Consider the following 26,343-nt stretch of genomic DNA (forward strand, 5'->3'; position numbering starts at 1 on the left):
GCTATGGCATCGGAAGTAAAGGAACTGCTGGTGGCACTACGGGCGTGGCACAAAGCCGTCCAACAGTTGAAGCATTCAGGCATGACCGCCACTGAGCGGCAGGCCATCTTAGATGCGGCCCAGCAGCAGGTGTTGACCCAACTCGCTAAGCCCACAGTGGTGACAGAAATTGATGCGTTGATTCAATCGACTGCAACGCGCCCGGGAACAACCGATGAATTGCGATCGCGCCTACGCCAAGATCCGGCCCCCTTTGTCTCAACGGAACTGGACTCGATTCATCCCATGGGGGTCAGCCAAACCACCTTCCAACAAGTGATTGCCGACTATCTGCGATCGCCCGATGCCGCTCAGCCCCTCAATGACAGCCAGCAATTGCTCCACATCTTCACCGCGCTGAACGACGCCGTTCTGGCTGAACACCAGGCGACCATTGCCCTGAGCCGCAAACCCAAAAAGCGACGACGGCGGGATCTCTCGTTAGGCATTCTGCAAACCGCGATCGGCATTGGCTTAGTGGCCGGCAACACGCAAATGGATTCCACAGTTGCCAATTCTTCTTACATTTTGGGCGGTAATGCTCTACTCACAGCCCTGCAAAACTTTGTGGGTCAAATTGAGGAGGGAGTCGATGGCAAACCCCTGAAAAAGTAGGCAAGTTTGAGCAAGCGCGATCGCCTGCTTAAACAGAGCTCGCTAAAGTCCAAAACCTTACCATACTTGGGAAGAAGAATTTTATAGCAGTCCGCAGTAAGGTACCAACAGGCCAGGGGCTTAAGCCCCTTGTTCCGCAGCATGGGGATGTCCGGAGCGATCTACGCGGCGCTATATCGCATCCAAGTTGCGTCGGGCAGACATCTTGTCTGCTCTAGCCCAGCCAAGACGGCTGTCCACACTTAATTAACCTGAGTTCGGGTTAAGCTTCGCGGCCCATCCGCCAGGGAATAAATTTCCCTGGCTCATAGCAAACGTCCGTTAAAACGGACTCAATCGGGTCGCTATCCCCACATCGGCAGTCCGTTTCAACGGACTTGTGACCATGAGCCATGGACTTTGAGTCCTCGGCAGGGTGCCAACGCCAGGAATTTCTTACCCCGAATTGACGTTAATTAAATTCCCATTCTTTAGTTCTCTTTTTTCGACTGGCGCGGATTAGTCACCACGAGTTCAAAAATCCAACCCGGAATTTCTTTAATCTTTTCCGCCATGCGTCGCAGATCTTCTAAGCCGTTGAGGGTCAAACTCTCGCGGGTTCTGACTTCGATCGCAATCACCTTGTCAGCCCCTCGGGCAATCAAATCCAGAGGACATTTTGATAGGGGTTCTGGCAACTCTGCTGCCTGCGGATACACGGTCACGTCATACCCTTCGCTGCGATATTCGCGCGCCAGTTTCAGCACCCGGCGGTGCTCCAAACTCGATTGATGGGTGCGATAGCTCATATCAGTGACAACTCGCAAGAACGCATTAGCTCAAATCGGCAGGATCCGGAGCGTATTCGATCCTAACATGCACAAATTCTACTCCCTGGATAAAGCCCGCCGCTAGTATCGGCGACATGCCCCGCACCCGAAAGGAGCCATTCAAATTTTTACGGCGGCTAATCACATCTGACGCCAGATAATCGTGTTCAAAAATCACCCCCACCAACGCAGCACGCACCGGCTTAATAATGTTGTCGCTATCGGGCACGCTGTCTTCTTTGCCACTCGGCGCGTCGAAATAATAAGTCAGCTTCAGGCGCACATAATCATCGTAGGGGCGATCGCCCTCCCAGCTTTGAGTCGCAACCTTTTGCACCATCGCCATCCACGCGTGGAGCTTTGACTGATCTTTGGTTTGAAACGAAACAGGCCGACCCGGCAGGATGAATTCGCAAGGGAGCACAAGCTTAGACCAAAGGAGACACCAAAGCCGACGATAGGAACTGCAGGTGGCTCAGCCAGCCTGCACCAGTCCATAAATTTTTATAGTAAATCTGTCCTGGTTTTATGGTTGATGACGCTATGTCGATCCCAAAGGTGTCATTGAGTCACAAAGTCGTGCACCTCCACGCAACTTGGCCAATTCAGGCACCTGGATCGATTAGTTAGGAACGTTACCATCACCACCAGACCAGTCGTCTGCCCCCCTGCTCCTCTGCCCCCCTGCTCCTCTGCCCCCCCTGCTCCTCTCCCTCTTGTCCCCAGGCTCCTGCCCCTCCGGCTCCTCTCCCTCTACCCCCCTGCCCTCCTACCCCGCTGCCGCCTAATTAATCCTGAACATCACCATTCTCCCCCTTTTGCCTGGGCGATCGCCGCTACCAATTCCTGAAAGCCCGCCACTTCTGCACTTGGGGTGATCAGCGTGGGACGGTGTTGCAGGCGATCGACATAGTGCTGCACATTTGCCACACCGACCGATAACGGGAAGAGATTGCCATCAAATAATCCTTCATCATTGGGACTATCGCCCACGGTCACCACATCCGTCAAAGCAATGTGGGGAAAATGCTGCTGCAAAACCCGTTGCAGCCCCACACCTTTGTCTTGCTGCTGGGGACGAATGTGGCACTGCACCGTACTGTAAGTGAAGCCCCATCCGGCTTGGCGACAGGTTGCGGCAATGCAGTCCAGCGCTGCCGGAGACAAATCGCCCACCGCAAAGGTCCAGTCCGTCAGGCGAAAGGGATTATCGACCGCCGGGGTGAGGTCAGGAAACTCTCCTTGCAATTGAGCAAACATTGTGGCCAACTGTTGACGATGCTGAGCGATCGCGGGCACCTCCACCAATAGTTCGGTTGCGCCTGTCTGGGGAGCGATAAAGACGCCGCCGTTTTCCGCGATCGCCCCCACCACGGGCAAATAGTGGGTCACCGCCTGCACCCAACCCGCCGAACGCCCCGTCACAATGAGCGTCGCAACCGACAAATCTGCGAGGGTGGTCAGCGCTTGCAGTAAATCGGGCGTAAATTGACCCTGCCGTGTCAACGTACCGTCCATGTCGCTGGCGACCAGTTGCACCCTTTGTAGCTGTGACCACGAAGATTCTTGCCACAGCACCGGAGATTTTTTCATAAACGTCCTAAACTTTGGGGATGTTGGAAGGATTCAGGGCTATGGCACAACGTTCGCCGGATCAACGCAATGATTACTATCTGATCGAAGCAGCTCGTGCAGGTATCCACAAGCCAATTTTGGCGGCTCTGTACGCGACTCAGCGTAAACCACCGTTGGTCGATGGCGAAACGGGCCTCGGCATTGCTCCCGCCAATCGGATCCCCCCCGATCAGGTCAATACTTTTCCCGAGCAGGTGCAATACGCGGCCAACACGATTCGCAGTCTCACCAGTCACCTCACCGCCACGGGCTGGCAGGGTAAGGATCTCTGGGATATGGCCGCCGGTCGCTATACCGATCGCTTTTTGCAAGCGATCGCCGAAGGCTACAATCCTCCTCCCAACGACGCCGCAGCCGCCCATTTAGAACCTGTGGATGCGAGGGAATTGCGGCAAGCTTACCTCGCTGATCTGAAAACTGACTTTAGTGCCGCCACCCTGCCCCAAAACCTCGCCAACCTCGATACGGTACTGATCGCCTTTGTAGAGCGAATCCCCAACAATTACAGTCGGCTGACCTTTCAACGAGAAGCTCTGTTAGAAACCGTGCGGATGTGGCGCAAGCTCGATACCCAAGCCGCCGCGATCGCCGCCCTTGGCTTTGATGAATCGCCCGACCAAGTTGATGAAGCCAAACTCGATCAAGCGCTCCTGCAATTCATTGCCCAAGCCGATCGCTATTTTTCCGGCTATCCCAACCAGCGCGAGGCCCTGATTCGCTTAGTGCAGATTTGGCGAGAGCTGGACTCCCGAGAAGAAGCGATTCAAAGCCTGTCAGCAGAAGATCCGTTCGCCCACGAAAGCAATCCTGAAATTCTCGACCCGGCTTTGGTGGCCTTTGTCCAACGGCTGCCCGCTAACTATCGCGGTCAGGGAGATCAACGATTTGCCCTGACCGAAGGCTATCGCATGTGGCACGGCTTAGACTCGCGCCCGACAGTGCTGCGCCAGTTAGGAATCGATCCCCAAACCTTAGTCAATCAAGCAGGCAATGCTACGGCGATCGCCCAGGTTGCCCAGCAACTCGATCGCGCCCTCCTCGATTTTTGGCTGACGGTGCCCACGATTTACACGGGTGCGGCCAATCAGCGGGAAGCCTTAATTCGCCTGGTCACTATTTGGCGGCGGTTAGATGGCCGCATCCCCGCGATTCAGTCCCTCTTCAATGATTTGCGGCGGATGGAACGCGCCCGCCGCGATGCCCTCGAAGCCATGCCCGCGCCGATGCCGGCCCCGCCGCCCCGCCGCCCGACTCGTTGGACTCCCGACAATCTGCAACTCGCCGCCGCCATTGTGCCGGGCGGTAGCTTTACCTGGGCCGAGGCAACCCGAGGCGGCGCGCGCATGCCCCCCGACCAAGCCACCGTTGACGCGATGATCCGCATTGCCCAGTTAGCTCAAGAAGCCCGCGATCGCATTGGTCGGCCCTTTATCATCACCAGTTGGTACCGGCCCCCAGCGATCAACGCCCAGGCCGGGGGGGCCTCCATGAGTCGGCATATCGTGGGAGATGCGATCGACTTTTATTGTGATGGCTTAACGGGCCGTCAACTTTACTGGGCGCTAGATCCCTGGTGGCCCGGTGGCTTAGGCCGCTATACGCGCTTTCCCTATCTCTGTCACCTAGACGCCCGAGGTTATCGAGCCCGCTGGCTTCACTAAAGTACAAAGCACTTCATGATACGGATCAGAGCCTAAACGGGAATCTTAAAGATATGAGTTGAACAGGTTTTCCTGCCATGTTATTTCCGTCTCCTCAGACCCAGCTGATCGTGGCTCAAGCACCAGCCCCAGAACCACCACCGGCCCCAGCCAAACCCATCAATCTCTGGATGATGACCTCTGGAGTGCTGTTTGTTTTGCTGATCGCTGCCGGTGTCATGAACTACTTGCAGGACAAACGCCTGCGCAAACAAATCAAGTTTGTGGAGTACAAAAATCAGGAACTGCAAAAGCGGGTCAAAATGGCCACCGCCACCATCACGAAGATGGAGAAAAACCCTGACTTGGTGCACTCACGCGAATTCAACCTTGACTATCTGCGAATGCGCATGGAAGAAGAGATGTTCCACTTCCAGATTGTGAACCAGCTAAAAGTCAAGGTGAAACAGCAATTGGCGGCGGCATTGCGACCCCAACAGGCGGAAACTGGCATGGTAGGCATTGCCAGCAAAGCGCGGCAAATCGATCAAATTTTTGATGTGGCCTATAAAACGAGCGAAGCACTGGGCTCTAAAACGCGGATTCTCTTCCGCATTGAAATCAAACTGGCGAAGCTGCCCACCCAGTCTACCTCGACCACCATTAATCAAATTATTGAGTGTATTGAAACCTTCTTAAGTCCCGAGGCGGAAGGTGGAGCCTGGCAACCCACGATTCAAGGACGGCTAGCCAATATGCACTGGGATCAAAAAGCCAAGCCGACCCCCCTCCTGATTTTGGAACAATCGGCAGAAGGCGTTAACGTCACCATTCGCAGTACCTATAAGCCAGCTTAGGCGGCGATGATGGTGGCCTCATCCTGGTTTGCTATCAGGCAAATAAGGACTTAGCACTTCAATCATTTTCCCAAAACCATAAGGGTGTTGTCAGGGTTGGGCAGTGCCAAACCCCAACGATCCCGGAGGCCATTTGCAAACACCTCCTAAGCACCCCGAGCTAGCCCCATTCAAAGATCGCTGCGCCCCAACTCAAGCCAGCCCCAAACCCCGATGACGCCACCACATCACCCGGCTTGATTTGGCCCGCGCGGACAGCTTCATCCAACGCGATCGGAATCGAGGCCGCAGACGTATTGCCATGTCGGCTCATATTGCTAATCACCCGCTCAGCAGGAATGTCTAAGCGACTAGCAACGGCATCCAAAATCCGCTGGTTGGCTTGGTGCAGCAGCAACCAATCAACATCCTGAGTTGTCAAGTTTGCACGGTACAAGGCTTTCTCAACAATTTCTGGCACTCGCTTCACCGCAAATCGATACACTTCCTTCCCATTCATATCGATGGGGGCAAACGTACCTGCTTGGGTCATTTTGTCATCAACCAGAACAGACGATTCGGCTTGATAGGGGAGGGTAAGACAGCCATTCATGCTGCCGTCACTGCGCATTTCAAATCCCAGTAATCGATCGCGATCGCTCGCCTGCAAGACTACCGCCCCAGCCCCGTCGCCAAACAAGACACACGTGCGGCGATCGCTCCAATCAGTCCAGCGCGACAGCACATCGGCCCCTACGACTAAGACCGTTTGATACACCCCCATCCGCAAATATTGAGCCGCCGTGACCAGCGCAAACACAAAGCCCGAGCAAGCCGCTGTGAGATCAAATGCTGCGGCCCGATTTGCACCTAGCTGAGCTTGCACTTGCGCCGCACTACCAAACAAATCATCCGGTGTAGAGGTTGCCAAAATAATCAAATCAACCGCCTCAGCAGTTAGGCCACTCATCTCCAGCGCTGCCGACCCAGCCTGAGCGGCCAGGCTACTCAGGGAATCTTGAGCCGTGGCAATGTGTCGCTGACGAATGCCGGTGCGGGTCGCAATCCATTCATCGGATGTATCGACCATTTGGCTGAGGTCTTCATTGCTGAGGGCCACAGACAATGGGGCCGAGCCACATCCGACCAAAGACACCCCTAGCGTTGTTTGTTGCACAATCTATTCTCCGTCTGCCGCAGGCATCGCCACCTTATGATATTGAGCCTGAATGCGGTCTAATACCTGGTTATCGACTGCCTCTTTTGCTAAACGAATCGCATTAAAGACAGAAGGAGCCTGAGAACTACCGTGGCTAATCACCGCAATTCCGGCTACCCCTAACAGTAACCCACCACCGTGTTCAGCATGGTCAACGCGCTGCTTAATGCGCTTCAAGTTATCTTTCAAAATCAGCGTCCCCGCCTTGCCACGCAAGCCCCTGGGCAACTCTTCTCGCAGAATTTGGAGCACCGATTCACCCACCGCTTCGGCAAACTTCAACAGGACATTGCCGACAAATCCATCGCAGACTACGACATCAAACTGGCCTGATAACACATCCCGACCTTCGGCGTTGCCCACAAACGGCACTGCCGGGTGATCGGTCAAGAGTTGATGCACTTGTACCGCCACGTCATTGCCTTTACTGGCTTCTTCACCAATATTCAGGAGTCCAACTTTAGGATGTTCAATGCCCAAAACATGTTTGGAGTACACCGTGCCCATGACCGCGAACTGCTCTAAAAATTTAGGTCGGCAATCGACATTAGCCCCCACGTCCAAAATCAGCACGGACTTATCAGCCAAGACTGTCGGAAATACCGCCCCGATCGCGGGTCGATCAATGCCCTTGAGACGCCCTAGACGCAACAGCGCCGCCGCCATCGCCGCACCAGAATGTCCCGCCGAGACGACCGCGTCAGCTTCCTGCTGCTTGACCAAATCCATCGACACATTGATGGATGCCTTACGCTTACGACGTAGGGCACTGAGAGGCTCCTCATGCATTTCGATTGTGCCCTCAGCTGGCACAATTTTGAGGTCGCTCAGATTCTCTTCATTGGGAGTGGCGGCCCTAATTTGGTCGGGATCACCAACTAGCAGGATATCCACATCCAGCTCAGCCTTTGCCCGGATGGCACCAGCCACAATTTCGGCGGGTGCGTGGTCACCACCCATAGCATCTACGGCGATTCGAGCGCGAGTCGCTACCATGGACTGAATTCTGTAAAAAACTTAGAAAATTCTAGCAGACTACCCCGTTGCCCAAACCTACAATTCTTCGCCGGGTTCCACAATTCGTTGGAATAGGTAGCCAGTGCCCCGAGCCGTCAAGATGAGTTCAGGGTTACTCGGATCCTCCTCTAACTTTGCGCGCAATCGCGAAATGTGGACATCGACTACACGGGTATCGACGTGCCGCTCTGGCGTGTAACCCCAGACCTCTTGCAAAATTTCAGCCCGAGAGAACGGCTCCCCCGAACGGCTGACCAGCAGCTCTAACAGACTAAATTCCATCCCGGTCAACCGAATCCGCTCGTCCCCTTTATAGACTTGGCGTTTATTCGTATCAATGCGAATGGCATTAATCGAGATCACGCCGGAACTCGGAATGCCGGTGGCTTGGCTTTTATCGACACGCCGCAAAACTGAGCGGATCCGCGCTTCGAGTTCTTTCGGGGAAAAGGGCTTCACCACATAATCATCGGCCCCAAGCTCTAAGCCAGTGATGCGATCGGCCACGTCGCCCAGAGCCGTCAGCATGATGATGGGGATATCTGATTCTTTGCGAAGTTCCTGACAGACACCGTAGCCATCGAGCTTGGGCATCATGACATCCAACACGACGAGATCGGGGCAGGATGCATGAAACGTTTCAATCGCCTCTTCGCCATCAGCAGCAGTCACGACGTCATATCCAATCATGGAGAGGCGGGTTTCTAAAATGCGGCGAATACTCGCTTCGTCGTCCACCACCAAAATTTTTTCTTTCGTACTTTCCAAGGCTATTGCTGCTCCCAACGAACACTGGACTTAGCGATTGGCTCATGCACAATGAATGATGAGCGATACAAAGCTTTTGAAGCTAGTCAGGCACAGAACTCATCACGAGGTCGCGCACTCACAGTCAAGGCAACACCCTACTAGACAAGAAAATGCTGTACGTAAATTTAACTTCGTAAAGAACTTTTGTACATTGCCGTTAAGTCAACAATTATTCTATGACGTTTACAAGCTCTCAGAGCCTTTGCTGTTCTCGTTTCTAGCATTTCTTAAGATTTAATTAGCTAGGTACGGAAAAATAGAACTTTTCAAAAGATGACACGGCGTAATTGTGAGCAGGGTCTGTCAGCAAAGTTTTGTGCCGATGCGCAACAATTGATGAGCTCGTAATGGGCGCGGCTAACGACACTAGAGCACGAGCGCTGAGCAGTCAGAGACCGCTAAATCTTGCACAATGGAGTCAGGCGCAGAATTGAGACAGGAGGGGGATGTTGCGTCACATTGCAGGCTTAGGGGTGGCGATCGCCGCCATTACTGCCATGGCCGCCGTTGCTCGCCAAGCCGACTCATGGTCTGTGCCCGCTGCGGTCACCTCGCTTGAGAGCTGGCGCTCTGATGTCCCGCCACCGTCGCTCGAAACCACATTTCTTGTCGTGGCTGGCGGGGGTGCCCCTAGCTACAACGAAATTGCCCTAGAAAAGAACGTTCGCTACTTTCAGCGCACGCTGGCGCATTTGGGAGAATCCGTCACCGCCGCCAGTATTTTTTTCGCCAATGGTAATGATGGGCAAGCAACGATTCGCTATCTTGACCCACGGGGCACAGAACGCTTCAAAGCACCCAATATTGAGGGGTTAACGGGCTCGGCGACCCAAGCCAATGTGCAAAGTTGGCTGGAGGCTTACCCCCAAACCCTCAAGGGTACAGAGCATTGTCCGGTGTTTATGTATTTCACCGGACATGGCGCGCTTAACTCCGCTAACGACGACAACAACGCCATGATTCTTTGGCAAGAGGCGCTGCTGTCAGTGCAAGACCTGGCAACGACGCTGGATCAATGGCCCACCGACACTCCCTTTGTCACGATGATGGCGCAGTGTTACTCGGGCTCGTTTGCCAACCTGATTTATGAAGGGGGGGAGCCGAGTCAGCCGATCGCGCTCCGGAGTCGCTGTGGCTTTTTTGCCACGGTAAAAACTCGTCCCTCGGTTGGCTGCACACCCTTGGTCAATGAGGCTGATTATCGCGATTACAGCTCTAGCTTTTTTGCGGGCCTGAGCGGTCGCGATCGCTTAGGCGAGTCGGTGCCCAGCGCTGACTATAACGAGGACGGCCAGGTTTCCTATGCCGAAGCCCACGCCTTTGCCAAGGTGGATGGTGAAACCCCTGATTGGCCGATTTCCACATCAGAGGCTTGGCTGCAGCGGCAAGCTTCTGACGTGGATGAAGCGGCTATTTTGGCGGCACCGCTCCAGTCTTGGCTAGGGTCGGCCCGCCCCGAACAGGCGTTTGTCATCACCGCCCTGGCCCGAGAGTTGGGTTATCCCCTCACGGGCTCCTTTAGTGAATTCTCGGTTCCGCAGACCGATTTCACGAGTCCACCGCAGGAAATCCTGACGGCTTACCACCAACGCCTGCGAATGGAACTGCTCAATGTGGGCATGGAGCAAGCTATTCGAGCCGAGGGCGATGCCGTCGCGATCGCTACTCTGGAGCAGTTATTGGCCTGCGAAGGGGGCCATTGGTGATCCTGACGAGCAGAAGTTACATAAATGACGAGAGCGATCGCCGCTGTCGCACATCAGCCGTATTCACGAGACTATCGCTGGGCCAATCTAACCGATGTTGCGTGTCTTCGGAGACCACGGTCACCTCTGAAGCAGCAGTTGCCGTTGGGGCAGCGGCAGGCCGCGATGGCGTCGCATCGGCTGACTTGGCAACCAGGGGTTGGTCAGGATTATACGTCTCCAGTTTGGGCACCGTTGCGGGGGTCGCTGGGTCGTTTTGCTGAGCTGGCAATGCCGCCGATACCGAGGGCCGCTGGCTCGCTGACAAACGATAACGTTTGCGCGATTGAGTCGCCTGAGCTCGCCGGGGACGGCGCTTTTTGGGGCGACGAGGCAGCTTGATGACAATTGAGAGCAGGGCACATCCCGCCGCACAGCTCGCCACCAAAGCCGCGATCGTCCAAACCGATAAGCCATTCACCGTTTGGGTTTTAACAGCGGTGGCGGAGTCTGGGGCTGCCGCATCCGGCGACTGACTCGTTTCCGGCTGAGGAGTAGGCGCTTCATCCCCGCCTTGCAGTCGCTCATGGGGATAAACCGTCGACGGCTCAACCGCTGTGGGCTGATCAGGCGCGTTGTGGGTCAACTGCCCAAACGCCAGGAACGCGATCGCTAATAACCCCAGCCAAATGCCCCCCAGGACCATCAGTGGCCGATAAGCCGTTACCTGCCGCCAAACCCGTTGCTGCCGGAAAAGGCGGCGCTGCAACGGGTTTGACGCGCGGCGCGGCGATGACATCGAAGGGGGGACAGGGGCTGGCATATGGGCTGTCCAAAAAATCGTTACTCGTTATTGTATGGACTCGACCTGGAATCGACCAGTGAACACATGATTCTCTATATGCCCAGTCGGTCATGATCACGGTAGGCAAACACACACAGGAGGTCATCAAAACAGATCTTGAGTCGAGCGATCGCAATTATCCCGGTGGTCGCCTGAAGATGTCGCTAGCGGACACAGTGCTCACCCCCACCCATGCAAGGACACTGTTTGCGGAGGCGACTTCACTACTTAATAGCGGATACGAGGGTCGACATAGGCATTTAAGATGTCGATCGCAATGCTGACCAACGCCACAATCATGGCAAAAAAGACCATCAGCCCCTGAACGACCGGATAATCTCGTTGAGAAATGGCTTCATACAGACGATTGGCCAGACCGGGCCACGAAAAGGTCACCTCCGTCAGCACCGCGCCCCCCAACAACGAAGCAAAGGTCAGGCCCAACACCGTCACCACAGGAATCAGAGCATTTTTCAGCGCATGGGAGACAATGATTCGGACTTCGGGGATGCCCCGAGCTCGGGCGGCTTCCACATAATCAGCGCGGAGCGTCTGCTTGAGATTAACCCGCACGATCCGTTCGAATACGCCGCTGATCAAAATTCCCAACGTCAGACTGGGCAGGGCCAGATAATGCAGGGTGGTGAAAAACAAATCAGCGCGTCCAGTCAATAAACTATCGATTAAATACAAGCCAGTGGGGCCAGCCGGGGGCGTTGCCGAGAGGGGAAAGCGCGTCCCAATGGGAAACCAGCGGAGCTGCACGGCAAACAATAGTTGCAGCAACATGCCAAACCAATACATTGGCACCGCATAGGTCACAATGCCAAACAGGCGTCCCCCTGCATCTAACGGCGAATTGGGCCGAGAGGCCGCGATCGCCCCGACTGTCAGCCCAACGCCAGCCGCCACCACCATGCCGCAAAATGTGAGTTCTACCGTGGCGGGAAAATGGTCGCCGATGATTTCCCAAACGGTTTGTCCTTGACTGGCGATCGACGTGCCCAAATCGAAGGACAGCAACCGCCCGAGATAATTCAAATACTGCACAATCAGCGGCGCATCTAAGCCCAGTTGCGATCGCAGCGCATCTTTGGCCGCATCAGGCGCTCGCGGCCCCAATAACGCATCGACTGGGTCGCCCGGCGTCGCCCGCAGCAATAAAAACACCACCGTCGTGATCGTCCAAATCATCAACGGCGCTAACATCAGCCGCGTGATGATGTAGTACCGCAAAGCATTTGAACGAGCCATACGACCTGTTACCACAACGCCAAATCACGCTCATTACCATACAGCGAAAGCGACATTGACGTCCGGCTGGATGATGTGACCGACGGCTCAGACAAACGCACCCGAGCTGGGGTAAGCCATATCAGGGCTTAATATAAGGACCGCGAAAGGTCAAGTATCTGTAAATACCGTGTTCTGTTCTACACAGAATAGGAAGATTTAAGAGTAATTTAAGTAAATACCCGCTAGACGACCACAGATTTATCCAGGGTGACGTTGGTTGAGGGTCAGCGGATTTTTAGCTATCGCCATTAAACAAACGCAGCCATGAATGAAGTTAAGCGTCCTCCCGTCCAACGGTCTTACATCAACGTGATGGAAAAGATTGTCGTGGATGAAGTGAATCGGCAATTGCATCACGTACCCGGTCGAGTGCGCCGCTACCTCAAAATCGAAGAGATTGTCACCTACGCCCTTAACCGTTTGCCCACGTTGTATGCCTCGAGTGAAAAGGGGTTGGAACATCAACAACAACAGGCAACTCGTAACCTGGGTCGGCAAGTCGAAAGTGCTGTCAGACAAGCGATCGCGGCTGTCCAGGTTGATCCTTTGCGCCTTTCTCAACCCTTATATTTGGGTCATCCGCCAGAGTCAGAAGCCGTTCTACAAGCCCTGCGAGCTCTATTCAACTTGCCAGAGCTCGATTGGCAACAAGCCTTGGTCAAGCTCAGTGATCTCAAAAACGACGCACACACAGCCATGCCACAGACCTATCCTGAGTCTTGGCAGCCCGGCCAATATACGAGCCAGGTCGCCTGGACTCACCGGCGACGGCGGCCCAGGCATTTAGAAAACGAGCCGCTGCAGCCAGCCGCTGAACAAGCTGCTCACGAACCTCGCGGGGGCTGGGACGATCCGCGATATCGCCTCTAGAGATCGGCCTGCAACGGCCCGATTTGGCAGATCGGGATGAACGGAATTTTAGACGCTTGTGCCATCTTGGGAGTTGCTTCCACTGCTGGCAAATATGTCTTTGTGCAGGCTGACCAGGGTATCCCCAGGCAGTGACAGGTTAGCCATCAAGCGTCTTTTTATGTTTCTTATGTTTCACCCTGCAACGATAGGTGGCGATCGCGGCGGCGAGTCACTATCGTTTTCCATCGACTGCATCGCTAGCTTGAGCTGATTCAAGCGTCCCTTTCATCAACTTTCATCAACGGGCTCTCAAGTATTAATAGACTCAGAAAAACTCAGGAAAACTCAGGACATAGGCAATAGACTCGAACTATCATCAGGGTACGCGCAATCAATGTCTGGGTTAATGGGGTTTGACGAGGCGTTTAGAGCAGCAGATTTAGCCGTTCGCTCCGTACGGTCAGAAGGGCTTCGGGATATTGAGCGTCTGGTGTTAGAAGGCTCATGGCACCGAGATACGTACCAAACCATTGCCTCTAAGGCAGGCTACACCGAAGGGTATCTGAGTCGCGATGTCGGCCCGGCTTTGTGGGAGGTGTTGTCCCAGGCGCTGGGGGTGCAAGTTAAAAAAACTAATTTTAGAACGGCGATCGAGCGCTGGTCAGAGGCCACCCAACAACCCGCTGTTGCCACCGTGTCCCCACCCTCAACAGCGGCGACTGCAGCAACCGTCGTAGATGTCCCGGTCGATCCACTTCCCTTTGACGTGACAGATTTTCGGGGGCGTGAGGCCGAACTGGCGACGCTGACCCAGTGGATTGTCGAAGAGCGGGGTCGTCTACTCTGTCTGTCGGGCTTGCCAGGTGTGGGCAAGAGTTGGTTTGCCGTCAAACTCGCCGCACAGGTCAGGGGGCACTTTCGTCGCTTTATTTATGAAGACTTGCGCGATCGCCCGTCACCATCCGCCCTAGTCCACCGCCTTTTGTCGCGGTTGGCAGTATCATCTGCTGAGTCAGCCCCACTGGCAGATTTGCTGGACTTGCTGGTGCAAACCTTGGCTGGGCAGCCGAGTTTGATTGTGTTAGACCGCACCGAGACCTTGTGCTGTCCACAAAACCTCGCTGGCATGTATGCGTCCGAATTTGGCGCGTACCAAGAGGTGTTGAGCGCGCTGGCCAGTCGCGCGCATCACAGCTGTTTGCTATGGGTCGGACGTGAGGTATCGCGGGTGATTAGCGCGATCGCGGGTTCTAGTTGCCGCCGTTACGTATTGACCGGCTTGTCTGCAGATGACATTGCTAGCCTCGCGATCTGGCCAGAAGATATCGAGGCATCGTCAGTCGCGTGGCAACAGCTAAGCCAGGACTATGGCGGCATACCCGCGCTGATTTTGCGGGAACTGGGGCGGCGGTTATCATCCTTTGGCGGGCGGTTAGATCGTTGCTTGGCAGCTTGTCAAAAGGAACCCAGCTTGGTCTATACCTACACCGAGGCTTGGCTCGCCCCGCTGTCGGCTTTAGAGTGGCAAGTGGCGACATGGCTCGCCCTCAGTCGACGCCCCCTCTCTTGGCAGCAATTGGGCGAGTATCTGGGCACGCCCCCGTCGCTGGCCGCCCTGGAATCCCTGTGCGATCGCGGCATTTGTCGCAGCCACGTACAGCAAGACCTGGTTTGGGAACTTGCATTACCAGCCCTGTTACAACCATATTTGTGCGATCGCTGGCTGACTGAGCTACTGGAGGCTAACGCCTCAGACCAACTCCAGTGGCTGAGCCAGTATGCCCTCTTGCAAACCGATGCCCCCGAAGTAGTGCGGCAGTGGCAACGCCAAACGCTATTAACGGCGGTGGCGGAGCACCTCGATACACAATATCCAACCGCGATCGCTAAGCAAGACTTTCTAGCACAGGCATTACAAACCTGCCAATTATCCGCCCCTTCGACTACGCCAGACTATCGGCCCGGCAATCTGATGAATCTCGCCCACCATTGGCAGGTACCGTTGCCTGAGGTCAGCCTGCATGGTTTGCAGCTCCGGGGCGCAGATTTGCAATCCGACTTATTTCAAGGGCTATCCATTGCCGGAGCGGATTTAACCCAGACGCTATTAGCCAAGCCAATGAGCCGCTATCCAGTGATTGCCATAAATCCCCATCGTGAGGAGGTCGCTGTTGGCGACCAAGATGGACGACTGCTGTTGTGGGATCTGCCCACTGGGCGCTTGCGGCGAGCCATGCTGGCGGTACCAGAGGCAATTGATGCGATCGCCTTTAGCCCCGATGGACAATTATTGGCCGAAGCTCGACAAGATGGGACCGTCCGGTTTTGGGACTTAAGCTCCGACTTAGGGCCAGAGCAGTTTGCCTCCGAGTTGGCCTATCCGCTAACGACCTTAGCCTTTAGCCCCGATCAAGAGTCGCTGGTAGGGGGTGATGCCGAGGGCAATCTCCATGTTTGGCGCATTGCCTCCGGCCAAGAGCGTCATTGTCTACCTGCTCATGCCGGTACCATCACCGCGATCGCCTTCAGTCCCAATGGTCACCGTCTCCTCAGTTGCGGCCAAGATTGTGCAGCTGTGGAATGGGATATCGAGACTGGCACCTGCCTCAAGCGATTTCAAGGTCGACTCACCAATGTCTTGGGCACGGTCGCCTATCGCCCATCACTCGCGACCGAGTTAGTACAAGCAGTGGTGGTCGGCCGCGATGACGGCCAACTCATCGTGTGGGATATGGCATCGGCCCGCCCACAGTTCATCATGAACGAGCCGTGTGAGGCATTTATGGCGTTAGCAATGAGTGCCGATGGGCGTTTTCTCGCGGCCAGCGACGTCGATAACACCATTTCAGTTTGGGATGTGGAAGCGCGATCGCGACTATGCCAAATCACAGAACCCTGCGCCCCCGTAGAGTCTTTAGTCTTTAACCCCAACCGTGCCGAACTCATGACCGGCTGTGACTATACCGTCCAGCGTTGGGAAATGCCCTCGGGTCAATGCTTAGGCGTCTGGCGCAGCAACCGTCATCCAGCCCGCCAACTAGCACTCTCGATCGCGCCACTACAGGTACTCAGCAGCCACGATGACCACACCCTAAGGTGCTGGCAGTTTTCGCGCAAGCGGCAGCGCTGGCTCCCCCATAGCCGCCTGCAGTTGCCGACGCTCGGTTCCACCCCAGATTCAGTGCAGACGATCGCCACCAGTTTGCCCCCCCACTACTGGGCGGTGGGCATGGTGAGCGGTCACATTCATCTGTGGGATCGGACGACCCAAGCCTGGGTCGTGTGGACGATGCGTTTGCCCAAAGCCGTCACAGCACTAGCGCTGAGTCCTGATGGCACCCACTTGGCCGCAGGCGACGCCATGGGCACCGTCGCCCTCTGGGACTTATCTAAACGGATTTTTCGTTGGCAAAAGAACCAGGTTCACCTGGATCAGGTGATGGCCCTCACCTTTTCTCCCGACAGTCAATATCTATACAGTGGTAGTCGCGATCGCACAATTCAAGCCTGGGACTTTAAAGGCAACGCTCAATTCACCGCGTCTGGCCATCGGCGGCGTGTCCACGCCCTGCAAGTGTCTGCGGATGGCGACTACCTATACAGTGGCAGCCAAGACGGCACAATCTGTCAGTGGCAAACAACAACGGGCCAATTAAGCCACCGTTGGGAGCCGCCAGATGCCGATTACATTCACAGCATCGTCCTCGATGAGCATCATCACCCTATTGCCATCGTTAGCGATACTCAAACCCTATCGCTATGGGATATTGAACGTCAGACCTATGTGGCGACCTGCCCTCCGGACGACGAGCCATGGTGGCACGTTAGCACCAGCCCTGATGGCCGGTCACTCATCTGTGCTCGCCAAAACGGTGACATCAGCTTGTGGTCAGTGCCCCTGGGCCAACCCCAAGGACAATTGCGCATCGATCGCCCCTACGAGGGGATGCAAATTGGCGGTTGTCTGGGCCTCAGCGAATCGGAGCGCCAAATGCTTTATTCCCTCGGCGCAAGCGACTACTAGGCTCAGAGTTTTCCTGAACCGTGGCCAGCAACGCCGACTCAGCAACCGCCTGGCAGCGGCAGCAAGCAACTTTAGTAGACGCGCGGGACAAAAAATTGCTCATTAATGGGTGGTCGCACGTAATCGTCAGGAGCGGGCTGGCGCGGGGGCAAGTCAAACGGTTCCGGCGTCATATCGATGTAGGGAATCTTAGACAAAATGTGACTAATACAGTTCAAGCGCGCCCGTTTTTTGTCGTCGGCATCCACCGTAAACCAGGGTGCCTCAGGAATATTGGTGTGGGCAAACATCTCGTCCTTCGCCTTGGAGTATTCGACCCAGCGATCGCGCGATTGTAAATCCATCGGGCTCAGCTTCCACCGCCGGGCCGGATCCGTCAGCCGCGACTGAAAGCGCCGCTCTTGCTCATCATCACTGACCGAAAACCAATATTTCAGCAAAATAATGCCTGACCGCACCAGCATTTGCTCAAATTGGGGGCACGTCTGCATAAACTCACGATATTGCCGCTCGGTGCAAAAGCCCATCACATGTTCCACACCTGCCCGGTTATACCAACTCCGGTCAAAGCACACAATCTCCCCCGCTGAAGGCAAATGGGCCACATAGCGCTGAAAATACCATTCCGTTTTTTCGCGATCGCTGGGCGTCCCCAATGCCACCACCCGGCACCCGCGAGGATTCAGGGGGTCGGTGATGCGTTTAATGGTGCCGCCTTTACCCGCCGCGTCGCGACCTTCAAAAATAATGACAATCCGGGCTCCGGCATGCTTCACCCAATACTGCATTTTGACCAGCTCGACCTGCAACCGCGCCAGCTCTTTTTCATACAACTTCTTCGGCAGCTTAGAACTTCCCTCCGACTCTTGAGAGTAATGGAAGACTCGACGATCCGCCGATGCCTGATCAGGCTTATGAGCTTTCACCTGAGATTTATCTTTGGGCGCTTTCTTGCTCTTAGAGGCTTTCTTAACCGACTGCTTTTTCTTTTTCGTCTTTTTAGATTTCTCTTCGGCAGAGGGCTCAGCCTTCGCTAGCGTCTCAGTCAAAGCTTCGGCAGTGCCATTCGCATCCGCCTTGGGGCCGTTCTTAGTCATTGCATTCCTGACAACGAGCTTTTATTACTTGTAAATCATGCCTCTGCTCACTTCATCCATAATCTACAAAACGTAGGACAACATCTGCTCAGAGAAAACGGGCAGAGAACATATCCATGCGCGCAGGGAAAACAGGCAGCGGATCTCTGAGGAATAAGCCTGCTCCTCAGAGACCCGCTCTTCAGCAATGGCTCGAGAAGAGTTTAGGACTCCCCCAAAAGCTGCTCAAATTCGTTACGCAGATTCGCAAAATTAGCGATCCGACCCACAATCAAACTGGTTTCTTCAGCATTTTTGAGTTCTTGTTGCCAGCGTGAGACGCGATCGCCATCCTGCATCCAGAAATTAATCATTTGCGCGACGACAGCATCCCAATCCCAATCGGGCCGACGCTCAATCGTTTCAGTCGCTTCAATAAAGCCATCGAGGGTACATTTGTAGCTCCCGAGATAAGCACAGCCACGATCAGGTGACTGCTCGACTTGTTGCTGGTGCCGAAAAAAATCCCAAACAGTCGTGACGCCGATGATATCAAAGTTGTATTTCATAAACTGAATTCAAAATCTAGACCGAGTAGTGCAATGTCCTAACAGGACTGCTCAGCCCCAAAAAAAGGCACGGAGAATCCCCGTGCCTGAACAACGTGCTTAGAGTTTGAGTCTGAAAGCGCATACGAAACAGAAGCCTGCTGTTAAGTTGCAGAGTCAGAATATCCACCCTGAGAAGCTCGGCCACAACACCTGACGATATTGATACGCGAAGCACTCCTGAGTGGAGAGGGCTGATTAAAGTTAGTGATCATCTTAGCGACTTCCGCCGCTAAGACTGTTCACAATTAACCAGCGGCCATCAGGATTAGCGTTCTAACAGGCCTGACTTCGACCAGGCTCTGCTTTCCATCACCGCCGCCCCTACGCTCGGCGACCGCGCAGCCAATAGGTTTCCATTTCGCCCTTACCCTTAACCTCGATCGCACCGCGTTTATCAAACACGTACTGGTCTTTGAGCTGTTCGTAAACCGTTGCCGTCACCTGCACACAATCCGCCTGCCCTTGCGATTCCATCCGGCTCGCCACGTTGACGGCGTCGCCCCACAGGTCATAGGAAAATTTCTTGAGGCCGATGACGCCTGCGACCACCGGGCCAGTGTCAATGCCAATGCGCAAGCTAAAGCTGGAATGGTCCTGCCGGCGGAACTGCGCGATCGCCGCCTGCATATCGAGGGCCATTTCTGCGATCGCCTGCGTATGGTTCGGCAAGGCGCTGGGCACACCGCCCACCACCATGTAAGCATCCCCAATCGTTTTGATTTTTTCTAGCCGATGGCGCTCGGCCAAATGGTCAAACGCCGAGAAAATTTCATTGAGCAAATCGACCAAATCGGTTGGCGGCAAGGCTCCCGAGAGTTCCGTAAAGTTCACAATATCGGCAAAGAGAATGGTGACCTCATCAAAGCGATAGGCGATAGAACGGCTGCTGCGTTTGAGCTGATCTGCGATCGACGCTGGCAAAATATTCAGCAGCAAGCGTTCTGAGCGTTCTTGCTCCACCCGCAACGCTTCCTCGATTTCTTTACGGTTGGTGATATCCGTCAAAAATCCTTCCACTACGGCAGGCGTCGTATTCGGCCCCGACACAGGAATCCCTTTTTCCAGCACCCATTTTTCCTGTCCTCCTGCCGTGAGAATGCGATAGGTCATTTGAAAAGGCGTGCCCTCTGGTAAGGCCCGTTCAACTTCCCCTTTCACATAGCTGCGATCGTCGGGATGAATTAACTGTTCAAAGGGTAGCGCCTCGCTCCCTAGCAGGTCGCTGGGGGCATAGCCCGTGAGGTCATAACAGCCATCGCTCACAAACGCCAGGCTCCAAGTCGCGTCACAGTGACGCCGATACGCCATACCCGCCAAGTTGCCCAGCAGCGTGGCCAGGGTGCGCTGGCTTTCGCGCAAGTCTTCCTGCGCTTGGCGGCGCTGGGTAATGTCGGCGATCGTCCCCTCGTAATACCGAATGCTGCCGTGATCGTCCCGCACCGCCCGCACGTTTTCCGATACCCAAATGATCTGACCGTCGGCGCGATAAACCTGAGATTCAAAGGCAAATACTGCCCCCTGCTGATGCAACCGCTGCAACATGATGCGGCGGCGCTCTTCACTGACATAAAGGCGATCGATATTGGTGACCTGTCCCATCATTTCAAAGGGACTGTGGTAGCCATACATGCGTGCCAAGGCCGGGTTGACACTCAGATAGCACGCATCGGGACTCGCCTGGAAAATGCCCTCAGCACTGTTTTCAAAAATGCTGCGGTACTTTTCCTCCGCTTTTTGTAATGCCACATCAGAACGGCGTTTTTCCGTGATGTCACGCGCCACCCAGATCACTCGATTGTCTGGCATCGGAGAAATGATCGCACTGTACCAAGCCGTATTATCAAAATCGTCTGGGGCTGCTTGCCCACTAACGTCATCCCGGTGTTGCCAGTCACCGACCGGCAGACTGTATTCCAGACGTACGGGCTTGCGTGTATTCAGCGCCTGCTGAATGTGACGCATAAAGAGACTTGCCTGGTACGGCGGCAATACGTCGTAAACCGTTTGGCCGATGCGCTCCTTGCCGGGGTTGTACAACAGTTGGGAGTTAGTTGCCACCATACTGAGGTAGCGACCATCATTATTGAATACGGTGATCACGTCGGTCATCGCGGCAAAGAGGGCCCGTAGCTCTGCTTCAGACGCTCGCAACGCTTCCTCGACCCGGTGCCGTTCTCGAATTTCCGATAGCAACCGCTGATTCGACTCGGTTAAGGCAGCTGTCCGCCGCTCAACCCGGAGTTCCAGCTCTTCGTTAGCCCGCTGCAGCGCAGCTTCCACTTCCTTGCGCTGGGTAATGTCTTCAACGGTGCCCTCGTAATACAGCAAGTTGCCTTGTGGATCGTGAACGGCACGAGCATTTTCGGAAATCCAAATGATATTGCCGTTGCGCTGATAAATTTGCGACTCAAAGCCGGTGACAGCGCCGTCACGTTGCAAGGTTTGCACAAACTCTTGGCGGCGTTCGGGTTCGACATACAACTGCTGTTGAATGTTGGTCAGCTCAGCCATCATCGTGTCGGCTGAGTCATAACCGTAAATATTGGCCAGGGCCGGGTTAGCACTCAGATAATGGCCATCTGGTGTGGTTTGGAAAATACCCTCGACCGCATGCTCAAAGATATTGCGGTATTTGGCTTCGGCTTCTCGTAGGGCCGTTTCAGCGCGATCGCGCTCGGTAATATCAATGCCAACCGTAAACGCCGCTTTGCCCTGGTTATATTTTTGCGCCACGATAAGAAATCGCCGCTGTTCACCTGCCACCTGGGCCGAGACTTCGCGATAAGCGTCAAGCTGGTGACTTTGAAAGAAATCTTGAACGAATAAATTGAATTCGTTGCTGGTGTGTAGAAAGCCAATATCCTGACCGGTAAAGGCATCTACTGGCATATTGAACGTCTGGGCTAAATGATTGTTGACGCCCAAATACCGCAGGTCGTCACTAATCCACGAAACAATGCCGGGTACAGCGTCCAAAATGGCCTGTAGTTGGTCACGGGCAGTGCGCAAGCTATTTTCCGCCTGGCTCCGTTCCACCACTTCAGCGACCAAGGTGTCATTGGATTCCCTCAGCGCGGCTGTCTGGTCGGCAAAGCGTTGATTGAGATCGGCAATCTCAGCTTGAGCTACCCCCAATTCCTGTGAGCGATCGCGGAGTTCCGTCTTCAGATCGGTGACTTCGCGTTTCAACTTTAAAATTTCTTGTCGTAGCGCTTCTTCGCCCGAGGGTTCAGCCGACTGCGCTTGAGAGATAGCGACTTTATTTGATTGAGACAACGGCGATCGCTCCGTCATAACAGGATTCCGATTCTTTTCCAACAGTCCAGTCAGTTTCTAAAGGAACTGACCACCACACCAGAGGAGGCAGACCCAACATCATGCGGGCCCGCCGAGGCCGCAACGGTCGCCAGCCACTCATCGTGGAGGGCAACTCAATACTTCATCCATGCTGATGCCCCAAGATTCCGGTTAATTTGCTAAATCAAATGGAGACGTCGCGCATTCAAAAAATGCAACAGGATTAGGAGAAGCAGAAATTTGCAAAAATTCTGTCGACATCGAGCAATGACATGGGAAGATGTCATCCTGAGTAGGGCCAATATTGCTGTAGATGCGTGGCGATGGAGCTAGGTTTACAGGATCAGGGGCTCTTCTCTCTCATCATGGATGCTTTTGACTCGAATGACCACCTTTTTCGGTAGAAGTCCGGTCACGTCCGCCCCAGCCCTGGTCAATTCCTTGATGCAATTAGCCTCCTCATTTCAGTCCGCTGTTGAAAAAGGTATCCAAATCTCGTGAAAGCGCTTGTACTTGGTAGTGGTGGCAGAGAACACGCTCTCGCCTGGAAATTATTAGCGTCACCGCAGATTCAAGAGGTGATGTGTGTTCCTGGAAATGGCGGCACGGCAACGTTGCCGGGGTGCCGTAACTTGGGGCTGTCGCTTAATGATTTTGAAGGCATTGCCCGAGTGGCGCTGGTGAATAACCTGAGCCTGGTAGTCGTGGGTCCAGAGCAACCTCTAGCCGACGGCATCACGGATTATTTACAGCAGCAAGGATTAAAGGTCTTTGGTCCCTCACAAGCTGGGGCACAGATTGAGGCCAGCAAAGCGTGGGCCAAAGAGCTCATGATGGAGGCAGGAATTCCCACCGCGACATCTGAGGTGTTTACTGAGTTAGCACCAGCGATCGCCTATCTTGAGCAGCAACCCTTACCCATCGTCATCAAAGCTGACGGGCTGGCTGCAGGCAAAGGCGTCACCGTCGCGCAGACCCGCGAGGAGGCGATCGCAGCAGTCCAAGAAGCGTTTCAAGGCAAATTTGGCACCGCTGGCGATCGTGTTGTCATCGAGGCTTACCTGACTGGACAAGAAGCCTCCGTGCTGGCCGTGACCGATGGCGAAACCATCATCCCCCTCATGCCCGCGCAGGATCATAAGCAAATCGGCGAAGGCGATACCGGCCCCAACACTGGCGGCATGGGAGCCTATGCCCCGACCCCAGTCGTAACGCCAGAAATTTTAGACACGATTCAAACCCAAATTTTAGAGCCGGCGATCGCGGTACTCAAACAGCGAGGCATCGACTATCGAGGCGTGCTCTATGCGGGCTTAATGATTTCACCCAACGGCGATCCCCTCGTTATTGAATTCAACTGTCGATTTGGCGACCCTGAAACGCAGGTTGTGCTGCCCCTACTAGAAACCCCTTTGGATGAGATCTTGCTCGCCTGCGCCGAAAAACGGCTGGCTGATTTACCCCCGCTACGATGGAAACCGGCATCTGCAGCTTGTGTTGTCGCCGCTGCTGAGGGCTACCCTGATCAGTATCTCAAAGGCATGGTGATTGAAGGTCTCGAAGCCGCTGCCGAACAAGGCGCAGTCGTCTTCCACGCTGGGACTCAGCTGCATCAAGGTCAGGTCAAAGCCAGCGGTGGACGCGTGCTAACTGTGACCGCTCTTGGCGAAACCTTTGACCAGGCTCTAGAAACAGCCTATGCCGCGATCGCTAAAATCCAATTTGAATCGATGTACTATCGCCGCGACATCGGCTTTCGTATCCGTTAAGAAATCCCAGATCCGTCCCCCTTAGCAAACAGGAACGAATGAGCAAGCTGCAGATAAAGTAGTTGCTACGTTTTTGCGGTCCTGCCTTGCATGGCTCAGCATCGTTCCTGCGCACTAAACATGAGCCTCAGCCCATCCGTGTGTGTCTATCTTCTGAAGGACATGCTGACTACTGAGGCGAATACGGCACTGCTTAGCCTTGATTCCAAGAAGCATTCCATTCCTCCCAGAGGAGCCTGGTTAACATTGCCGACCTTCCAGGTAAAAATACCCGCCCAGTTGTGGCAGGCAGACGCGAGCTGCCGAGAGAGTGCGGCCCTCTGAGAGTGACTGGCGCAGCACAAAAGACGCTACCAGGGAACACTAACCGCTCATACCTTTGGATCCGACGAACTGGAGTGCAGTATTACGCCCACCCTGAAAAGTAATTCTTCCCTGACATTCCGTTTTTCTTAAGCAAGACTCTAGCGAGTAGTGACAATTGAGAGCAGAATATTGATGCAGATTCCATACAAATTAAAGAGCTTAATAAAACTGACAAAAAATATTAAATTCAAGTCACATACAACCAGATTTTTTACTCCAGAGAACCGCAAATCAAGATGATGGTCAAGTCAGCAACCAACATCAATTTATCAGTGAGACCCAATCAAAAAAGCCAGCTCTAGGCTGGCTCAGATTGACGATTTCAATCAAGAATTGTAATGCTCTTCGGGCTTGTAGACCTTAGCCCAACAGCTTTCAAGATGTCTGAGACGCTGAGAATGCCAGAACCGACCAGGATTCAACCGAAGCTTGTAGTGAGGGCTAAAAACCGGCTGCTTGAGATAGGCCCAAAGAGGAAATTTATGGGGATTATATTGAGATTTCATGATGAGTGAGGACAAAAGTTTACAGTGGAGAAGAAGCGCATTCGCTGACGCATCGACCATCAATGTCAGTGCTGTATCTCACAGTATAAACATGCCCAAAAACTAGAGATTGCCTAACAAACTCTAGTTAAAAAAATATTCAATAAAGAACAATAAAGTTCATAGAAATGGAGCCGACGGGAGTCGAACCCGTGTCCGCTTCAAGTAGTAACACTCCATTCGTTCACAGACTTAGCCTCTCTGACCCTCAAGGCGGGAACCGCTAATTATCCCTAGCGGTGGGATGCTCTGGCGTAGTCTTAGCCTTAGGTACCACCAGAGGAAAACCTAAGGAGCATCCGTTGGGGTTTGGTCCGCAATCCTTAACGGAGTCAAATCGCAGACGCTCGCGAACTAGTTAGTTTCTAAGCAGCAACAGGTGCAGCTTTGCGAGCAAAAGGAACGATGTTGTTCGCAGTTACGTTTGTTTTGAGCCTGGATTAACGAGAGTAGACTCCCTCTCGGTCTGAATCACAGAGTGACTTTCGTTAAAACGTCGAAACCGTTACGGCCCCTTGTTCTTATCTCTACTCTAGCGCATTCATTTCTGAATTTGGGGGTAATGTCCGATCCCACGACAACTCATTGATAACCGGTCTAGCTTTGAGAGGCACCCTGCTGGACATGAGATAGGCGAGCTCATTGAGCGATCGCGATCGTTGCCGTTATCAGACTCATAACCTTTCATAAACTTAATTGTGACCATTTTTACTATAATATTTACTTAACGATTGCTGATTATTTCTGGCCTTGCAGGTTCCCCCTACAGAGTTCAGAGGCATTGGCACGAGCAACGCCTAATCCAGAGCTGATCAGGGCAGGAGGTGAGTCTGTCTTAAGTTGGCTCTTGCCAGGGCAGACTATATTACGCCAAGCAGTAAGAGGTTGACGCATGACCAGCCAAAACGGAACCACCAACGAACAAGAAGCGACTCCCAAAGCATCGAGTAGCACTAAATCAACAACAACGAAATCTTCATCTTCTCGTCGCCAGACCAAAAGCGGCTTAGTCAAGGCTGACGCTAAGGATACCGGTGAAGTGGTATTTGTCCTTGATGACACGACGCGCATCACTCCGACTGAATATTTACCGAACCATCGCCCTATCGCATTGAGTGATTTTGAAGTAGTGGGCAGCCTCGACATGGCAGGCGAACGGCCAATTATGTCGACAGGATTTGAAGTTGCGACTACCGACTTGTTACCGGGGCATCGTCCAGTAGCAGTTAGCACATTACCTATCTCGGATTTGCATTTCTTGCCGGGTAATCGGCCGATTGCTCCCAACGATATCGTCGATCCGACGCCAGCCGTTCTCATGGGCTATTTGGACTAACTCGCGCTGATTGCGCTGACGC

19 protein-coding genes and 1 other RNA gene are annotated in these 26,343 nt (G+C 54.1%); 8 read left to right on the forward strand and 12 right to left on the reverse strand.

All coding sequences use genetic code 11. The features are described from left to right. Positions 1-3: 3 nt before the first annotated feature. Positions 4-654 (forward strand): hypothetical protein, encoded by a 651-nt coding sequence (locus DYY88_RS05290; RefSeq protein ID WP_039725875.1) that lies wholly within the window; start codon positions 4-6, stop codon positions 652-654. Positions 655-1,124: 470 nt separating this feature from the next. On the opposite strand, the gene DYY88_RS05295 is transcribed toward DYY88_RS05290, so the two are convergent. The 3 genes from DYY88_RS05295 to DYY88_RS05310 form a co-directional block, all read right to left on the reverse strand. Further along, the gene (locus tag DYY88_RS05295; RefSeq protein ID WP_201278959.1) at positions 1,125-1,460 is read right to left on the reverse strand and encodes a hypothetical protein; all 336 of its coding nucleotides are present in this window, start codon (positions 1,458-1,460) and stop codon (positions 1,125-1,127) included. 7 nt (positions 1,461-1,467) lie between these two features. Then, the gene (locus tag DYY88_RS05300) at positions 1,468-1,887 is read right to left on the reverse strand and encodes a RusA family crossover junction endodeoxyribonuclease (RefSeq protein WP_039725877.1); all 420 of its coding nucleotides are present in this window, start codon (positions 1,885-1,887) and stop codon (positions 1,468-1,470) included. Positions 1,888-2,264: 377 nt separating this feature from the next. After that, positions 2,265-3,056, reverse strand: coding sequence for an HAD family hydrolase (locus DYY88_RS05310; RefSeq protein ID WP_039725878.1), 792 nt, complete (start codon positions 3,054-3,056; stop codon positions 2,265-2,267). Between the two features lie 41 nt (positions 3,057-3,097). Here DYY88_RS05310 and DYY88_RS05315 point away from each other — a divergent pair, with 41 nt between their 5' ends. After that, positions 3,098-4,759 (forward strand): D-Ala-D-Ala carboxypeptidase family metallohydrolase, encoded by a 1,662-nt coding sequence (locus DYY88_RS05315; RefSeq protein ID WP_039725879.1) that lies wholly within the window; start codon positions 3,098-3,100, stop codon positions 4,757-4,759. Positions 4,760-4,836: 77 nt separating this feature from the next. Further along, positions 4,837-5,595, forward strand: a complete 759-nt coding sequence (locus DYY88_RS05320; protein ID WP_039725880.1) for a hypothetical protein — start codon at positions 4,837-4,839, stop codon at positions 5,593-5,595. 160 nt (positions 5,596-5,755) lie between these two features. On the opposite strand, the gene DYY88_RS05325 is transcribed toward DYY88_RS05320, so the two are convergent. The 3 genes from DYY88_RS05325 to rpaB are packed head-to-tail and all read right to left on the reverse strand — an operon-like array spanning position 5,756 to position 8,578. Continuing rightward, the gene (locus DYY88_RS05325; RefSeq protein ID WP_039725881.1) at positions 5,756-6,751 is read right to left on the reverse strand and encodes a beta-ketoacyl-ACP synthase III; all 996 of its coding nucleotides are present in this window, start codon (positions 6,749-6,751) and stop codon (positions 5,756-5,758) included. 3 nt (positions 6,752-6,754) lie between these two features. Beyond that, positions 6,755-7,789: a phosphate acyltransferase PlsX gene (plsX, locus tag DYY88_RS05330; protein ID WP_039725882.1), complete on the reverse strand. Its 1,035-nt coding sequence runs from the start codon at positions 7,787-7,789 to the stop codon at positions 6,755-6,757. 57 nt (positions 7,790-7,846) lie between these two features. Then, complete coding sequence (gene rpaB, locus DYY88_RS05335; protein ID WP_039725883.1) at positions 7,847-8,578, reverse strand: response regulator transcription factor RpaB; 732 nt, start codon at positions 8,576-8,578, stop codon at positions 7,847-7,849. A 488-nt stretch (positions 8,579-9,066) separates the two neighbouring features. Here rpaB and DYY88_RS05340 point away from each other — a divergent pair, with 488 nt between their 5' ends. After that, positions 9,067-10,326, forward strand: a complete 1,260-nt coding sequence (locus tag DYY88_RS05340; RefSeq protein ID WP_039725885.1) for a hypothetical protein — start codon at positions 9,067-9,069, stop codon at positions 10,324-10,326. 16 nt (positions 10,327-10,342) lie between these two features. On the opposite strand, the gene DYY88_RS05345 is transcribed toward DYY88_RS05340, so the two are convergent. Then, entirely contained in the window at positions 10,343-11,128 is a 786-nt protein-coding gene (locus DYY88_RS05345) for a hypothetical protein (RefSeq protein ID WP_130199326.1), read from the reverse strand. 249 nt (positions 11,129-11,377) lie between these two features. Further along, on the reverse strand, positions 11,378-12,403 hold the full coding sequence (locus tag DYY88_RS05350) for an ABC transporter permease (protein WP_039725887.1): 1,026 nt from the start codon (positions 12,401-12,403) through the stop codon (positions 11,378-11,380). Positions 12,404-12,709: 306 nt separating this feature from the next. Here DYY88_RS05350 and DYY88_RS05355 point away from each other — a divergent pair, with 306 nt between their 5' ends. Both DYY88_RS05355 and DYY88_RS05360 read left to right on the forward strand, forming a co-directional pair. Then, positions 12,710-13,315, forward strand: a complete 606-nt coding sequence (locus tag DYY88_RS05355; RefSeq protein ID WP_052288274.1) for a late competence development ComFB family protein — start codon at positions 12,710-12,712, stop codon at positions 13,313-13,315. 376 nt (positions 13,316-13,691) lie between these two features. Then, a complete protein-coding gene (locus DYY88_RS05360; protein WP_084606990.1) occupies positions 13,692-17,321 on the forward strand; it encodes a helix-turn-helix domain-containing protein in 3,630 nt (1,209 codons plus the stop codon). 71 nt (positions 17,322-17,392) lie between these two features. Here DYY88_RS05360 and ppk2 read toward each other — a convergent pair whose 3' ends face one another. The 3 genes from ppk2 to DYY88_RS05375 all read right to left on the reverse strand — a co-directional run bounded on the left by ppk2 (position 17,393) and on the right by DYY88_RS05375 (position 22,302). Further along, positions 17,393-18,418 (reverse strand): polyphosphate kinase 2, encoded by a 1,026-nt coding sequence (gene ppk2 / locus DYY88_RS05365; protein ID WP_084606991.1) that lies wholly within the window; start codon positions 18,416-18,418, stop codon positions 17,393-17,395. Positions 18,419-18,621: 203 nt separating this feature from the next. Continuing rightward, positions 18,622-18,966: a hypothetical protein gene (locus DYY88_RS05370; protein ID WP_039725889.1), complete on the reverse strand. Its 345-nt coding sequence runs from the start codon at positions 18,964-18,966 to the stop codon at positions 18,622-18,624. A gap of 363 nt (positions 18,967-19,329) precedes the next feature. Beyond that, the gene (locus DYY88_RS05375; protein WP_052288275.1) at positions 19,330-22,302 is read right to left on the reverse strand and encodes an adenylate/guanylate cyclase domain-containing protein; all 2,973 of its coding nucleotides are present in this window, start codon (positions 22,300-22,302) and stop codon (positions 19,330-19,332) included. A gap of 500 nt (positions 22,303-22,802) precedes the next feature. Between DYY88_RS05375 and purD the strand changes: the two genes are divergently transcribed. Continuing rightward, complete coding sequence (gene purD, locus DYY88_RS05380) at positions 22,803-24,074, forward strand: phosphoribosylamine--glycine ligase (RefSeq protein WP_039725890.1); 1,272 nt, start codon at positions 22,803-22,805, stop codon at positions 24,072-24,074. A gap of 1,037 nt (positions 24,075-25,111) precedes the next feature. Here the strand turns inward: purD and ssrA are convergent. After that, positions 25,112-25,500: a transfer-messenger RNA gene (gene ssrA / locus DYY88_RS05390) on the reverse strand. A gap of 377 nt (positions 25,501-25,877) precedes the next feature. On the opposite strand from ssrA, the gene DYY88_RS05395 reads away from it, so the two are divergent. After that, positions 25,878-26,321: a hypothetical protein gene (locus DYY88_RS05395; protein WP_039725892.1), complete on the forward strand. Its 444-nt coding sequence runs from the start codon at positions 25,878-25,880 to the stop codon at positions 26,319-26,321. Positions 26,322-26,343 lie beyond the last annotated feature (22 nt).

The sequence above is a fragment of the Leptolyngbya iicbica LK genome (assembly GCF_004212215.1).
GTDB classification, from domain to species: Bacteria; Cyanobacteriota; Cyanobacteriia; order Phormidesmidales; family Phormidesmidaceae; genus Halomicronema; species Halomicronema iicbica.